At 74.1% G+C, this 12,903-nt stretch carries 11 protein-coding genes; 6 read left to right on the plus strand and 5 right to left on the minus strand.

From position 1 onward, the window contains the following. Positions 1-65: 65 nt before the first annotated feature. On the minus strand, positions 66-431 hold the full coding sequence (locus ACWGSR_RS00595; protein ID WP_376235302.1) for a cupin domain-containing protein: 366 nt from the start codon (positions 429-431) through the stop codon (positions 66-68). A gap of 330 nt (positions 432-761) precedes the next feature. Between ACWGSR_RS00595 and ACWGSR_RS00600 the strand changes: the two genes are divergently transcribed. Both ACWGSR_RS00600 and ACWGSR_RS00605 read left to right on the plus strand, forming a co-directional pair. Continuing rightward, positions 762-1,121: an SPW repeat protein gene (locus ACWGSR_RS00600; protein WP_376235299.1), complete on the plus strand. Its 360-nt coding sequence runs from the start codon at positions 762-764 to the stop codon at positions 1,119-1,121. 213 nt (positions 1,122-1,334) lie between these two features. Beyond that, the gene (locus ACWGSR_RS00605; RefSeq protein WP_376235297.1) at positions 1,335-1,688 is read left to right on the plus strand and encodes a DUF805 domain-containing protein; all 354 of its coding nucleotides are present in this window, start codon (positions 1,335-1,337) and stop codon (positions 1,686-1,688) included. A gap of 69 nt (positions 1,689-1,757) precedes the next feature. On the opposite strand, the gene ACWGSR_RS00610 is transcribed toward ACWGSR_RS00605, so the two are convergent. Then, on the minus strand, positions 1,758-2,672 hold the full coding sequence (locus tag ACWGSR_RS00610; protein WP_453562714.1) for a PfkB family carbohydrate kinase: 915 nt from the start codon (positions 2,670-2,672) through the stop codon (positions 1,758-1,760). Positions 2,673-2,760: 88 nt separating this feature from the next. Between ACWGSR_RS00610 and ACWGSR_RS00615 the strand changes: the two genes are divergently transcribed. After that, positions 2,761-3,345, plus strand: a complete 585-nt coding sequence (locus tag ACWGSR_RS00615) for a YdeI/OmpD-associated family protein (protein ID WP_453562716.1) — start codon at positions 2,761-2,763, stop codon at positions 3,343-3,345. A 25-nt stretch (positions 3,346-3,370) separates the two neighbouring features. On the opposite strand, the gene ACWGSR_RS00620 is transcribed toward ACWGSR_RS00615, so the two are convergent. Next, complete coding sequence (locus tag ACWGSR_RS00620; RefSeq protein WP_376235291.1) at positions 3,371-3,901, minus strand: GNAT family N-acetyltransferase; 531 nt, start codon at positions 3,899-3,901, stop codon at positions 3,371-3,373. A 63-nt stretch (positions 3,902-3,964) separates the two neighbouring features. After that, positions 3,965-5,743, minus strand: coding sequence for an NlpC/P60 family protein (locus tag ACWGSR_RS00625; RefSeq protein ID WP_453562717.1), 1,779 nt, complete (start codon positions 5,741-5,743; stop codon positions 3,965-3,967). A gap of 361 nt (positions 5,744-6,104) precedes the next feature. Here ACWGSR_RS00625 and ACWGSR_RS00630 point away from each other — a divergent pair, with 361 nt between their 5' ends. Continuing rightward, positions 6,105-7,583, plus strand: a complete 1,479-nt coding sequence (locus ACWGSR_RS00630; RefSeq protein WP_453562718.1) for a PP2C family protein-serine/threonine phosphatase — start codon at positions 6,105-6,107, stop codon at positions 7,581-7,583. Between the two features lie 72 nt (positions 7,584-7,655). On the opposite strand, the gene ACWGSR_RS00635 is transcribed toward ACWGSR_RS00630, so the two are convergent. After that, positions 7,656-9,149 carry a DNA-binding protein NsdB gene (locus tag ACWGSR_RS00635; protein WP_376235283.1) on the minus strand — a complete coding sequence of 498 codons (1,494 nt, stop codon included), beginning with the start codon at positions 9,147-9,149 and terminating at the stop codon, positions 7,656-7,658. Positions 9,150-9,382: 233 nt separating this feature from the next. On the opposite strand from ACWGSR_RS00635, the gene ACWGSR_RS00640 reads away from it, so the two are divergent. Then, positions 9,383-10,510 (plus strand): aminoglycoside phosphotransferase family protein, encoded by a 1,128-nt coding sequence (locus tag ACWGSR_RS00640; protein WP_376235281.1) that lies wholly within the window; start codon positions 9,383-9,385, stop codon positions 10,508-10,510. A gap of 348 nt (positions 10,511-10,858) precedes the next feature. Next, complete coding sequence (locus ACWGSR_RS00645; RefSeq protein ID WP_453562720.1) at positions 10,859-12,784, plus strand: N-acetylmuramoyl-L-alanine amidase; 1,926 nt, start codon at positions 10,859-10,861, stop codon at positions 12,782-12,784. Positions 12,785-12,903: the final 119 nt, after the last annotated feature.

The raw sequence follows: 12,903 nt of genomic DNA on the forward strand, positions 1-12,903 counted from the left end.
GGTCGGGCAGGTCAGGCAGGTCAGGCAGGTCAGGCAGGTCAGGCAGGTCAGGCAGGTCAGGCAGGTCAGGCAGGTTTGGCGTAGTCGCCGAAGCCCGCCCAGTCGAGGACCACGCACGGCTCGTCGTCGAGGACCCACGCGTCGTGACCGGGCTCGACCCGCATGAAGTCGCCCGGTCCGAACTCCTCGGTCTCGCCGTCGTCCATGACGACCTTCATCCGGCCGCTGACGACGTACCCGACGTGCGCGGCCCGACAGCTGTCGGTGCCCGCGATCGGCTTGACGTGTTCGGTCCACCGCCAGCCCGGTTCGAACACGGCGCGGCCGACCGGGCCGCGCTCGTCGGTCAGCAGGTCGAGCCTGCCCTTGCCGTCCTCGAAGGGACGGGTCTCGTCGGCTGAGTCGAAGCTTCTCCGCACGATGCCGGTCATCGTCCGCTCCCGGCGCTGAAAGGTCGGTTCCCCGAGTTCCCTTCCAGGCTACGCCGGTTCTCCGCAGGCCGGCCGTTTGCCGAACGGTCGATTTCCTTTGGTGGAACCCAGCACATCCGTGGTCCGAATTCTGTACACATCCCCAGGGGGACAGAACTACACATAAAGGCCAGATAAGAGCACAATGAGACAGCGGCGCAATTCGCCGCAAGCGCGGCCCGACATGCAAGACGCCAGAAGGAGGCGAGTCACATGGCCGACGTCTCTCATCGCCACGGTGATATCTCAGGGCACCCCGACGCACCGGAAATGCGGGACCGATACGCCCGTATGCTCCAGACCCGAGGTGTGGCGGCGGTCGAGGAACTCGTGATCCTCGCCGGCGTCTACGCCGCGATCTCGGCGTGGACGGTCCACTTCGCCGCGGCACGACCGGAACTCGCCATCAGCAACCTGGTCGTCGGCATCGGCATCGCGGTCCTCGGCCTGTGCATGTCGATGGTCCCGGAGCGGTCGCAGGACCTGAACTTCGTGGTCCTGCTGCTCGGTGCGTGGCTGATCGTCTCGCCGTGGGTGGTCACGCGGGGCCCCGACACGGGCATGATCCTCAACAACGTCATCACCGGGGCGTGCGTCTGCCTGTTCGCCCTCACGGCCGGCGGACTGCTCATGAGCAAGAGGAGGACATGATCTCCGGCTCCTCCTCGATCCCCCGCTGACCCCGTCCGGAACGGCGGCACCTCGACTCCCGGGAGGTGCCGCCGTTCACCGTCCCCCAGGGGCGAACCGCATCCGCACGGTAACGAATTGACCCACGCGGTTTCGGCCACCTAAGTTCTGCGTAAAGCTTGCTCCACAGGGACAGGCTCTCCCGCTCGCATACCCAGTCCTTGGGGGGACAAAGTGAACTGGTACCTCGACGTTCTCAAGAAGTACGCGGTGTTCAGCGGCCGAGCGCGCCGCAAGGAATTCTGGATGTTCACGCTCTTCAACTTCATCGCCGCGGTCATCCTCGCCATCCTGGACAACCTCCTGGGCATACAGCTCCTGAGCCTCATCTACACGCTGGCCGTCTTCCTGCCGGCCCTCGGCGTCTCCGTCCGGCGTCTCCACGACACCGGCCGTTCCGGCTGGTGGATCCTCATCGCCCTGGTCCCGCTCGTCGGCGGCATCATCCTGCTGGTCTTCAACTGCCTCGAGGGCGAGCAGCAGCAGAACGCGTACGGCCCGAACCCGAAGCTGGCCCCGGCCTACTGACGGTCCCCGCGCCGAAGCACCGCGCATGCCCGTGGCCCCCGGAGGATTCCTCCGGGGGCCACGGCCGTGTCACGCCCCGGCCTGATCCCGGCGGGCCGCGTCCAGTTCGGCCCGGTCGGGCGGCCGGGCCCCGGCCCGGGAGACGGTCACGGCCGCCGCCGCCCCGGCCCGCGCGAGCAGTTCGGCCAACTCCCCGGCGGAGAGGGCGCCGAGGGCCGCCCGGTCCCGCGCGGCCAGCGCGTCCAGGACGGCGGACATGAACGAGTCGCCCGCACCGACGGTGTCGACGACGTCGACCGGGGGCGCCCCTGCGGCGACCGTGTGGTGCCGCGTGACGGCGAAGGAGCCGGCCGCGCCCCGGGTGACCAGGACGACGGCCGGGCCGAGGGCCAGCCAGCGGGCGGCGACCGCCTCCGGCTCCTCCCCCGGGTACAGCCAGGCCAGGTCCTCGTCGCTCGCCTTGACCAGGTCGGCGAGGGCGACGCAGCGTTCGACCCGGGTGACGGCCGGGATGTGTTCCCCCATCAGTTCGGGCCGCACGTTGGGGTCGTAGCTGACCGTGGCCCGGTCGCGGAACCGTTCGGCCCCGGCCAGGACGGCCGCCGCGCCGGGGGCGGTGACGGCCGCGATCGAGCCGATGTGCACATGGGCGGGCGCCCGCGCGGGCAGCGCTCCGGCCTCCAGCGTCCAGGCGATGTCGAAGGCGTACGCGGCCCGGCCCTCCGCGTCGAGGCCCACGACCGCCGACGGGGTGCGCCCGGGGTGGCCGCCGGTCTCCACCCGTACGCCCGCGCCCTTCAGATGGGCGCCGATCAGGCGCCCGGCGGGGTCGTCGGCGAGCTGGGTGAGCAGGGTGACGTCCCGGCCGAGGCGGGCGAGTCCGTACGCGACGTTGGCGGGGCTGCCGCCGGGGTGGACGCGGTCGGCGGCGCCGGGCGCGCGGACGATGTCGGCGACGCACTCGCCGATCACCAGGAAGGACATGGGTCGGATCTCCTCGGAGCGGGAGCGGGCGTCCCGGCCGCCGACCGTATCGTGTCACCGTCCAGGTCCTGTCGCGGGGGAGGTTCGGGTGGAGACGGAGACCGTCGAGGGACTCGCGGTCGTGTCGTTCGGCGGTGGAAAGGAGCTGGAGGACTGGCTGGAGAGCCACCACGGCGACACCCCGGGCATCTGGCTGCTGCTCGCCCGCAAGGGCGCGGACCTGGCCTCGCCGACGGCCGGGGAGATCCTGGACGCCACGCTCGCCTACGGGTGGATCACCGGCAAGCGCATGGCGCGCGACGAGCGGTCCTACCTCCAGAAGATCACCCCGCGCCGGCCCCGGAGCCTCTGGTCCCAGGTCAACGTGCGGCAGGTCGAGGAGCTGACCGCCGCCGGCCGGATGCGCGAGCCGGGCCTCGCCGAGGTGCGGGCGGCGCGGGCGGACGGGCGGTGGGAGGCCGCGTACCCCTCCCAGAAGGACGCGACCGTCCCGGACGACCTCGCGGCGGCCCTGGCGGCCGAGCCGCGCGCCGCGGCGGCCTTCGAGGCCCTGGGCAGGACGGACCGCTACCTGGTGATCCTGAGCCTCTGGCAGGCCCGCACCGCCGGGACGAGGGCGGCGCGGCTGGAACGGGCGGTGGCGGCGCTGGCGGCGGGCGGGCGGCCGCGGTGAGGAGCGGCGGGCGGCGCGGAGGAGTTCAGGCGGTCCGGTCGTCCCGGCGCCGCCGGTAGAGCACCTGGTGGGCGTCCCACTCCACGAAGGACTCCGCGTGCTCCAGGCCGACGGCCTCCAGGAGCCTGCGGGAGCGGTGGTTGGCCTCCTGGGTGACCGCGACCACGCTCGGCGTGCTCTCCAGGGCCCGCGCGACGGCCGCGCCGACCGCCTCGCGCGCGTAGCCGTGTCCCCAGTGCTCGGGCAGGAACTGGTAGGAGACCTCCGTCTCCCCGCCCCGTCCGCCGTCCTCCACCGTGACGAGCCCGAGGAGGACGCCGTCCTCGGCGCGGATCACGGCGTGGAAGCCGGGTGCCCCGACGATCCGCCGCTGCCGGATGCGGATGACGGGTTCGGTGACGGGGCCGCCGAGGTGGCGCCGTACGTCGGGATCGGTCCACAGCCGCGTCACGGCCGGCAGGTCGCCGCCGCGGACGGGCCGCAGCAGCAGCCGCTCGGTGCGGAGCGGCCGCGCCGCCGGGACCGGGGCCCGGGCCGGGCTCTCTGAGGTGGGCACCGGTCCATCCTCTCAGCCCTTCCGGCCCGTCGCGGAGCGGGCCCCCGGCCCCGGTCCGCCGCGTCAGAGGCGGTGCACGGTGTGGAGCTTGACGGCGTACGTGCCCGTGCCGTCCAGGGTGGAGGCTCCGCCCAGGTCGGCCATGGTCGGTCCGTCGCAGGTCTTGCGGCTGGAGAGGAAGCGGCGCTTCCCGTTCGTGTCCCTGCCCAGGTAGACGCCGACGTGGTCGACCGCGGCGGTCTGGCCGTCGTCGCCCGAGTCGGCGTTGAAGAGGACCAGGTCGCCCGGCTGGAGCTGGGCCGCGGCCGGCGGGACTCCGCCGGCCGTCCGGTCGACGCGGACGCCCGGCGCGTGGTCCGCCATGTCGCGGGACTTGCGGGGCAGCCGGGTCCCGGAGGTGTCCGCCCCGGCCGCCAGCGGGACGCCGTGGTGGTGGCCGAAGACCATCCGGGTGTAGCCGGAGCAGTCCAGGTTGCCGGCCTGCGCGCTCGACGGACCGGTGTACGTGCCGTCCGGGAAGGTCCAGCCGAGGTTCATGTACTCGTGGAAGTCGGCGCCCTCGTAGCGGTTGCCCCGCGGGTCGAGGTGGCCGTAGCCGGCCCGGCCGAGGACCTGGCGGCCCGCCGCGGGACCGGCCCCCGCGGTCACGGCCGGACCGCCCGGCAGGAACATCGCCGCGCAGGCGAGCACGTCGGGTGCGGTCGAACCGGCCCAGGAACGGACGCGGGCCTCAAGGTCCGGGGTCCACGTGCCGTCGAACGGCCGGTCCAGGACGCGCACCCAGTCGCCGTGGGTGACGGCCGGCGGGGCCTCCCAGGTCGCGGCGGTCACCTCGAAGCGGCTCACGGTCAGCCTGACCGGCAGGTTGGTGCAGCCGTCGTTGGCGAGGGCGCGCAGTCCCACCCGGCCCTTGCCGAAGGTGGCGTCGTCGGTCTCGACGGTCCAGGCGGCGGGCTCGGCGCCGGCCGTGCGCCAGGCCTTAGCCCTGATCCCGGTGCCCTCGCGGCGGACCCGTATGGTCCACGTGGTGCCGGCGGCGACCCCGGTGGCCAGGGGGACGGCCGGCGCCAGCTGCGTGACGGTGTCGGCGACCTCCTTCTCGACGCGGAGCTCGACCGCTCCCGAGGTCGTGAACGACAGCCGGGCCCGGTAGTTGTTGTGGGTGTCCTGGTAGCCGAAGGACAGGGCGTACGAACACGCCTGGCCGGTGGGCACCTTGTCGAACGAGGCCGTCGCGCGCACGTCGACGTCGGTGATCTCGCCGTCGCGGACGCTGGCGTGGCGGCTCGCGCGGTCCGTGGTCAGGTTGATGACGCCGGCGCCGGGGGTGACCGCGTAGTCGTCGGCCGGTCCGCCGAGGGTGGTCCAGCCGCCACCGCCGGGCGCCGTGCCCCAGTACACGCGGTCGGCCTCCGGGAGCGCCGGGTCCGGCAGGGTGCGCCGGAAGTCGTCGACGAAGGGCCTCTTGTCCTCGGTGAAGGTGCGCTCGGGGCCGGGGAGGACCACCGTGCGGGCGCCGTGCGTCAGGAGCGCGACGCGTCTGCCGCCGGAGGTGACCTCGGTGCGGGCCGGGGTGCCGGGCAGTACGGCGGTGTCGAGCGCGCCGAGGGTCACGGAGGTGAACCAGTCGGCGCCGAGGGGGGCGACGGTCACGGCGGAACGGGGGCCGCCGAGGCCGGCCGGGAGCGCGGCGCCGGTCGGGGCGGCGGCGGGGGCGGCCGCCTGCGCGGCGCGGGCGGGGGTCGCGGCCAGCGAGGCGAGGGGAACGGCGGCCGCGGTGGCGGTCAGCGCGGTCAGCAGGGTGCGCCGGGAGGTGCCGCCGCCGTGGGAGGTGTGAGTCATGGGAGTCATCATCCGGACGGCCGGGAGGCGGTCCGCGACCGGGTGCCGAAAAGCCGGGGTGGGGCCGATCGTTCCCTCCTCGACCGGCCTCGTACACGCTTCCGCACGCTTCGAACCTTTGCCCCGTCCGTCCCGCTCCTCCCTCGCCCGCGCCCCACCAGCGCGTTTCCGTGGCCACCCGCCGTCTTCCGCCACGGAGCGCCCCTTCGTGGCCGATACCCGCCGGGCCTTTGACATATGCCAGGAGCACCACCGGATCGAGTGTTGCCAAACCTCTTACGGGCCGTCCCGGGCTGTGCGACAGTCGTGTGCGGGCCTTCCCCTCACACGTGGCCGCGCCGCGCCTGTATCGGAGTACGACATGCCGTCCCCTCTGTTCGCGGACCGCCCCGCCCAGCCGCCGGTGCCGGGTGCGGTGGACGCGCTGATCTCGCAGACCCGCCGCCTGCGCGGCGACGTCGACGCCGTCCGCCGGGACGCCGTGGCGAACGAGGACGATCCGCAGCAGCGGTGGCAGCGTGCCCTGTGCGACCTCGCCGTGCACCAACTCGACGACCTCGGAGCCCAGTTGGGCCAGCTCCGGGCGGGCGTCCCGGTGGAGGTCCCGCCGGAGGCGGAGGCCGGCGGAGAGGCCGTCCCCGACACGGGGTTCGCGACCGATCCCGGCACCGCCTACGGCCCGGCCGCCCCGGCGCGCACCGGCGCGCTGCTCTCGCGGGTCGGCAGCGCCGAGTGGAACCTGCTCACCGACGAGGTGAGCTGGACCGAGGAGCTGTACGGGATCTTCGGCCGCACCCGGGAGAGCGGCCCGATGTCGCTCGACGAGATGCCCACGATGGTCTTCGCCGAGGACCAGCCCCTCCTCCAGGGGATGGTGACGGACTGTCTGATCGACGGGAAGCCGATCGACGGCGAGTTCCGGATCGTACGGACCGACGGCCGGGTGCGCACCGTCCACATGACGGGCGAGCCCGTCCTCGACTCCGACGGCTGCACCGCCTCCATGTGGGCCGTCGTCCGCGACGTCAGCGAACTGCGGCGCAGCCAGCGGGCGGTCAGGGAGAGCCGGGCCGGCCTGGAGCGCAGCCGGGACATCGAGCGCACCGAGCGCCGGGTCGCCGTCGAGCTCCAGGAGGCGGTCCTGCCGCCGTGGCACGGCTCGCTGCACTTCGCCCACGAAGGACCGGCCCCGCTCGACGTGGCCGCGCACTACCTCCCGGCCGCCAGCACCGGACTGATCGGCGGCGACTGGTACGACGCGCTCGCACTGCCGGACGGGGACGCCCTGCTGACCGTCGGCGACCTGACCGGACACGGGGTCGCCGCGACCTCCTCGATGGCGATGCTCCTCGGCGCGCTGCGCGGCATGGCCGTCGCCGGCATCCGCCCCGCCGCCCTGATGGGCCACCTCAACCAGCTCCTGGAGACCTCCGTACAGCCCGCGCTGGGCAGCGCGATGTGCTGCCGGTACGACCCCGTCGCCCAGACCCTGACCTGGGCGCAGGCCGGCCACCCCGCCCCGCTGCTCTTCCGCGACGGGGCGGGACGCGCCCTGCGGCGGCCCGAGGGCGTCCTCCTCGGGGCGACGACCGGCGCCGCGTACGACGAGGCCGAGACCCGGCTGCTCCCGGGCGACCTGCTCGTCCTGCACACCGACGGGCTGACCCGCGGCAGCGGTGCCGCGCACGACGACACGGGCGCACGGCGACTGCTCGCCCTCGGCCCCCGGCTCGCCGGGGCGCGGGACGCGCAGGAGGGCGTACGGATGGTGGTGGAGGAGTTCGGCGAGGAGTCGCGCGAGGACGACGCCTGCGTGATGGTGGTCCGGGTCGGCCACTGAGCCGCCCGACGACCGACGACCGACGACCAAGAATGGCGGTCCCGGTCCCCGGTCCCCCGAAGGGGCCGGGGATCAGGCCTGTCCGGGCCTCGGACGGTTGACGGGCGACCGCGAGAGGGCCAGCTCGATCTCCTCGCGCAGCACGTCGGTCCTGGCGTAGTCGGCGTACTGGCCGGTGAGCCGGTACATCTCCCGCAGCCGGTCCCAGGTCCGGTGGGACGAGGTCTCCCCCATGGACGTGAGGGCGAGCCGGGCGTACCGGTCGGCCTGCTCCGGGTCGTCGGCGATGAAGCAGGCCGAGGCCAGGGAGATGTGGTCGAAGAGCTTCGACCGCTCATGCCCCTTGCTCCGCAGTTCGAGCGCCAGCTTGGCGTGGCGCTGCGCGGGGATCGCGGCGGCCGGGTCGTGGTCGGCGAGGGTGCGGTAGGCGAGGGCCTCCATGCCGTGCATGTCGGCCTCGTCGAAGTTCTGCATCCAGTCCGGCGTCGCCTCGTCGCGCCGGTCCGACACGAACAGGTCCTCGGCCTCGCCGAGGGTCCGGCGCATGGCCTGCCCCCGGCCCATCGACGCCTGCGCCCAGGCCTCGATGGTGTGGAACATGGCCCGGGTCCTGGGCAGCAGCCGCTCGCCCGAGCCCGTCTTGGCGAGCTTCATCAGGTCGAGGGCGTCGTCGGGCCGGCCCAGGTGCACCATCTGGCGCGCGGCGCGGGACAGCGCCTCGCCGGCCCGGGGGCGGTCGCCGCTCTCGCGGGCCGCGTGGGCGGCGATGACGAAGTACTTCTGCGCCGTGGGTTCGAGGCCGACGTCGTGGGACATCCAGCCCGCGAGGACGGCCAGGTTGGCGGCGACGCCCCACAGGCGCCGCTGGAGGTGGTCGGCGTGGCGGTAGGCGAGCATGCCGCCCACCTCGTTGAGCTGGCCCACCACGGCCTTGCGCTGGAGACCGCCGCCCCGGGAGGCGTCCCAGGCGCGGAACACCTGCACCGAGTGCTCCAGGGCCTCGATCTCCTCCGACCCGATGGGGGCGGCCTCGTAGCGGTCGAACCCGGCGGGGTCGGCGTGGAGGGGATCGGCGGCACGCGGAACGGCGCCCGGGCGGGCGGGGTCGGTCTGCAGCCAGTCGTGCATGGCGTTGCTGAGTACGGAGCCGGCGGCGAGCGCGGCACCCGCGCCCACCAGGCCGCGTCGGTTGAGCATGAGGTCCATTCCCGTGAATTCGGTGAGGACCGCCGCCGTACGATCGGGTGGCCAGGGCAGTTGGTCAGGGTTCTCCGTCTTGCCGACGTCCTGCCGTTTCCCTGCACGCCCGTGTCGTACGAACCCGAGGTCCTCGATGGTCACGACACGGCCGAGTCGCTCGGTGAACAGTGCTGCCAGCACCCGGGGGACGGGATCACGCGGGGTCTCGCCCCGGTCGATCCACCGCCGCACCCGCGAGGTGTCGGTCGCCAGCTGGGGGTGGCCCATGGCCGCCGCCTGCCGGTTGACGAGCCTCGCGAGTTCGCCCTTGGACCATCCGGCCAGGCCGAACAGGTCTGCCAGGCGGGTGTTGGTTTCTCCGGTCACGTCTAAGCCCCCAGGTTCTCGGCTGAGTTGACAGTAACCCCTGTCATGGGGCCGGGGACTATTCGCCAGGCTTTCGCCAGGGGTCGCCCGGTGTTCCGCCACCCGCGCGCGGGTGTCAGGTAGGAACGCGCCACCCCGCCCCGCCGACCGGCCCTCATTCCCCAGGGTGCGGACCGGGGGCGGGCGGGGCGACGCACGCAACTCGTCGGCGCACGAAGGGATCTGTCACCTCCATGTACACAGCATCGTCCTCCGTGTCCGCCCCGCCCCGGCCGCAGCACCGCATCGTCCCGGCCGGCGCCGGACCGTACCTGGCCCCCGCTCCCCAGGCCGTCCGGCCGAGGCGCTGGGCGGGCGGCACCGGTACCCAGCCGGTCAGCGGAAGAATCGATCTGTCCGGCCCCCAGGGCGCGCAGCTGAAGATGGCGATCGCCTCGGTCCACCGCATCTGCCCGGAGTTCAAGCCGGTGCAGGTCCTGCGGCGCAGCGGTCGTTCCGTACTGATCGTCGGGACGACCGGACGGGCCACGGCGGTCGCGAAGTGTTTACTGGACCACTCGCCGGCCTGGGTCGAGCGGTTCCGGCACGAAATAGCTTCCTACCGCGCCTTCGTCCGGCACCGTCCGCCGGTGCGGGCGCCCCGGCTGATCGCGGCGGACCCGGAGAACTGCACGCTGGTGATCGAGCGGATGCCCGGACGGGCGGCGGCGCTGTCGCGCCACCCCGTCGAGGCCCCGCCCCGCGCCGACGTGCGGGCCGCGCTCGGCGCGATCGCCCGGCTCAACGCCTGGCGGCCGCCGGCCGGCACCTTCGACGCCCCGCTGGACTACGGCGCCCGGATCGCCCGGTACCACGAGCTCGGTCTCTTCACCGACCGGGACCGGGACGACCTGCAGAAGCTGCTGCACGGTCTGGCGCACGCGGGCGGCCGCCAGGGCATGGGCCAGTTCTGCCACGGCGACGCGCTGCTCTCCAACGTGCTGCTCTCCCCGGCGGGTCCCGTCCTCGTCGACTGGGAGCACGCGGGCTGGTACCTGCCCGGCTACGACCTGGCGACCCTGTGGGCGGTGCTCGGTGACGCGCCGCTGGCCCGGCGCCAGATCAGTCAGCTCGCCCAGCAGGCGGGCCCGGCCTCCCGGGACGCCTTCCTGGTGAACCTGATGATCGTGCTGACGCGGGAGATCCGCACCTACGAGACGGCGGTGCAGCGCACCATGAAGGAGGCCCCGCCGGCCGGTTCCGTGCCGGTTCCCTCGGGGGCGCTCGCGCCCGGGGAGGAACAGCGGCTGCTCCTGAGGCGGCTGCACGACGACTGCGCCATGGCACGGCGGGCCGTGCGCGCGGCGGTCGGGACGCGCTGAGAAGCGGGTCCTGCCGACCACGGGGGTGGTGCGCCGTGCGCCCGGTGCCGACACACCGGGACGCGGCGCACCGGCTTCTCCGGCCGCGCCCTCCCCGCGCCCGCCCCTCCAGTGGTCCACTCCAGTGACGCGTCCCAGGCCCGGGGCCCGTCGCCGCGAAACTCCGCCGTCCGGCCTCCATTCCGGCTCTGACGTGGGAACTTCCTTCGTCGAGGGTGTGATTGACGGATCGTTCGGGAGCCGATACCCCTGTACGGGTTCGGCCCCGCACGCCCCCTCCGTGTCACCCCCACGCCCCTGGAGGCCGCTTTGCTCCGTTCCGGGTCCCCCCGACGCACACCGAGGGCGGTGGGCGCCCTGGCGTCCGCCGCCCTGCTGCTCCCCCTGCTGTCCGCCGCGCCGCCGGCCGGTGCCGACGCGCCCGAGGCGGGTGCCCTCCAGGGGCAGTTCGCCCGGGCGGCGGCGCGCCACGGCGTGCCCGAGAGCGTGCTGCTCGCCGTCTCGTACCTCCAGTCGCGGTGGAACGGCCACGGCGGCGCGCCGAGCGTGACCGGCGGGTACGGGCCGATGCACCTGACGGACGCGGTGACGGCCCTGACGCGGTCCGCCCCGCACCACTCGGACGGCGAGGAGGACCCGCGCGGCGACTCCTCGCGCCCGGCGCGCACCGAGACGCCCGCGCCCGCGCCGGTGCCGTCCGCCGACCGGCTGCCGGAGCGGCTGCGGACCCTGGAGCGGGCGTCCGCGCTGTCCGGGATCCCGGCCGAGGAGCTGCGGACCCGGACGGCCGCCAACATCGAGGGCGGCGCGGCCCTGCTCGCCGCGGCGCAGCGGGAGGCCGGGCTGCCCGCGAGCGCGGACCCGGCCGACTGGTACGGGGCCGTGGCGCGGTACTCCGGCGCCGACGACTCGGCGACGGCGGCCACGTACGCGAACGACGTGTTCGACGTGATCCGGACCGGGGAGACGCGGACGACGGACAGCGGGCAGGTGGTGACGCTCCCGGCCGACCCGTCGGTGGCGCCCGCCGCGGAGCAGGTGTCGGCGCTCGGCCTGCGCGCGCCGGCCGCCGGTCCCGTGGAGTGCCCGCGGACGGTGGCCTGCGAGTGGATCCCCGCGCCGTACGAGGAGTTCGGCGACGGCGACTACGGCAACCACGACAAGGCCGACCGGCCCGTCTCCCAGTCGATCGACTACATCGTGATCCACGACACCGAGGCCACCTGGGACGTCACCCTGGGCCTGGTGCAGGACCCGGCGTACGTGTCGTGGCAGTACTCGCTGCGCTCCTCCGACGGGCACGTCGCGCAGCACCTGTCGCTGAAGGACGTCGGCTGGCACGCGGGCAACTGGTTCGTGAACGCCAAGTCGGTGGGCCTGGAGCACGAGGGCTTCCTGACCGCGCCGGACTCCTGGTACACGGAGGCGATGTACCGGTCCTCGGCGCGCCTGGTGCGGTACCTCGCCGACCGGTACGACGTCCCGCTGGACCGGCAGCACGTCCTGGGCCACGACAACGTGCCGGGCACGGTGACGTCCTCGATCCGGGGCATGCACACGGACCCGGGCCCGTACTGGGACTGGGCGCACTACTTCCGTCTGCTCGGCCGTCCGATCGTCCCGAGCGCGGGTCCGCACGCGGGCGTGGTGACGATCCGGCCGGACTACGACGCCCACCGGCCGGTCCACACGGGCTGCGTGACGGCGGGGACGGCGTGCGCGCCGCACGGCAGCGGGGCGGTGCGCCTGCACACCGCGCCGAGCGCCGACGCGCCCCTGGTGAAGGACGTCGGGCTGCGGCCGGGCGGGGAGGACTCCACCACCGGCGTCAACGACACGGGCGCGCGCGCCTCGACGGGGCAGAGCTTCGCGGTGGCGGAGCGCCGGGGCGACTGGACGGCGGTCTGGTACCTCGGTCAGAAGGCGTGGTTCCACAACCCGCGCCGGCAGCCCACGGCGGTGGACGGGCGGGGGCTGGTCCTGACGCCGAGGCCGGGGCTCGCGGAGGTGCCGGTGTACGGGCGGGCCTACCCGGAGGCCTCGGCCTATCCGGCGGGCGTGCCGGTGCAGGCGGTGTCGCCGCTGCCGTACGGGCTGCTCGCCGGTCAGCGGTACGTGGTGGGCGGCCGTACCCCGGGCGAGTACCTCTTCGCACCGACGTTCGACACGACCGGGCACACGGTCGTCCGGGGCCGGGAGGAGTACTACGAGATCCAGTTCGGCCATCGGGTGGCCTTCGTGAAGGCCGCCGACGTGCGGGTTTCCCGCATCTGACGGAAGGGTGGCCGAAAGGCTCGGGGTGGGGGGGGGGGGGCGGGGGGGCCCCCCCCCCGCCGGGGTGGTATGGCTATTTTGGGGGTTGGGTTTGGGGGGACGGGGGGGGGGATGGGTGG

The sequence above is a fragment of the Streptomyces sp. NPDC055632 genome (assembly GCF_053618675.1).

Coding starts and splice junctions, on each gene's coding strand:
- ACWGSR_RS00595 (WP_376235302.1), bottom strand. CDS start 431: ATGACCGGCATCGTGCGGAGAAGCTTCGACTCAGCCGACGAGACCCGT.
- ACWGSR_RS00600 (WP_376235299.1), top strand. CDS start 762: ATGCTCCAGACCCGAGGTGTGGCGGCGGTCGAGGAACTCGTGATCCTC.
- ACWGSR_RS00610 (WP_453562714.1), bottom strand. CDS start 2,672: ATGTCCTTCCTGGTGATCGGCGAGTGCGTCGCCGACATCGTCCGCGCG.
- ACWGSR_RS00625 (WP_453562717.1), bottom strand. CDS start 5,743: ATGACTCACACCTCCCACGGCGGCGGCACCTCCCGGCGCACCCTGCTG.
- ACWGSR_RS00630 (WP_453562718.1), top strand. CDS start 6,105: ATGCCGTCCCCTCTGTTCGCGGACCGCCCCGCCCAGCCGCCGGTGCCG.
- ACWGSR_RS00640 (WP_376235281.1), top strand. CDS start 9,383: ATGTACACAGCATCGTCCTCCGTGTCCGCCCCGCCCCGGCCGCAGCAC.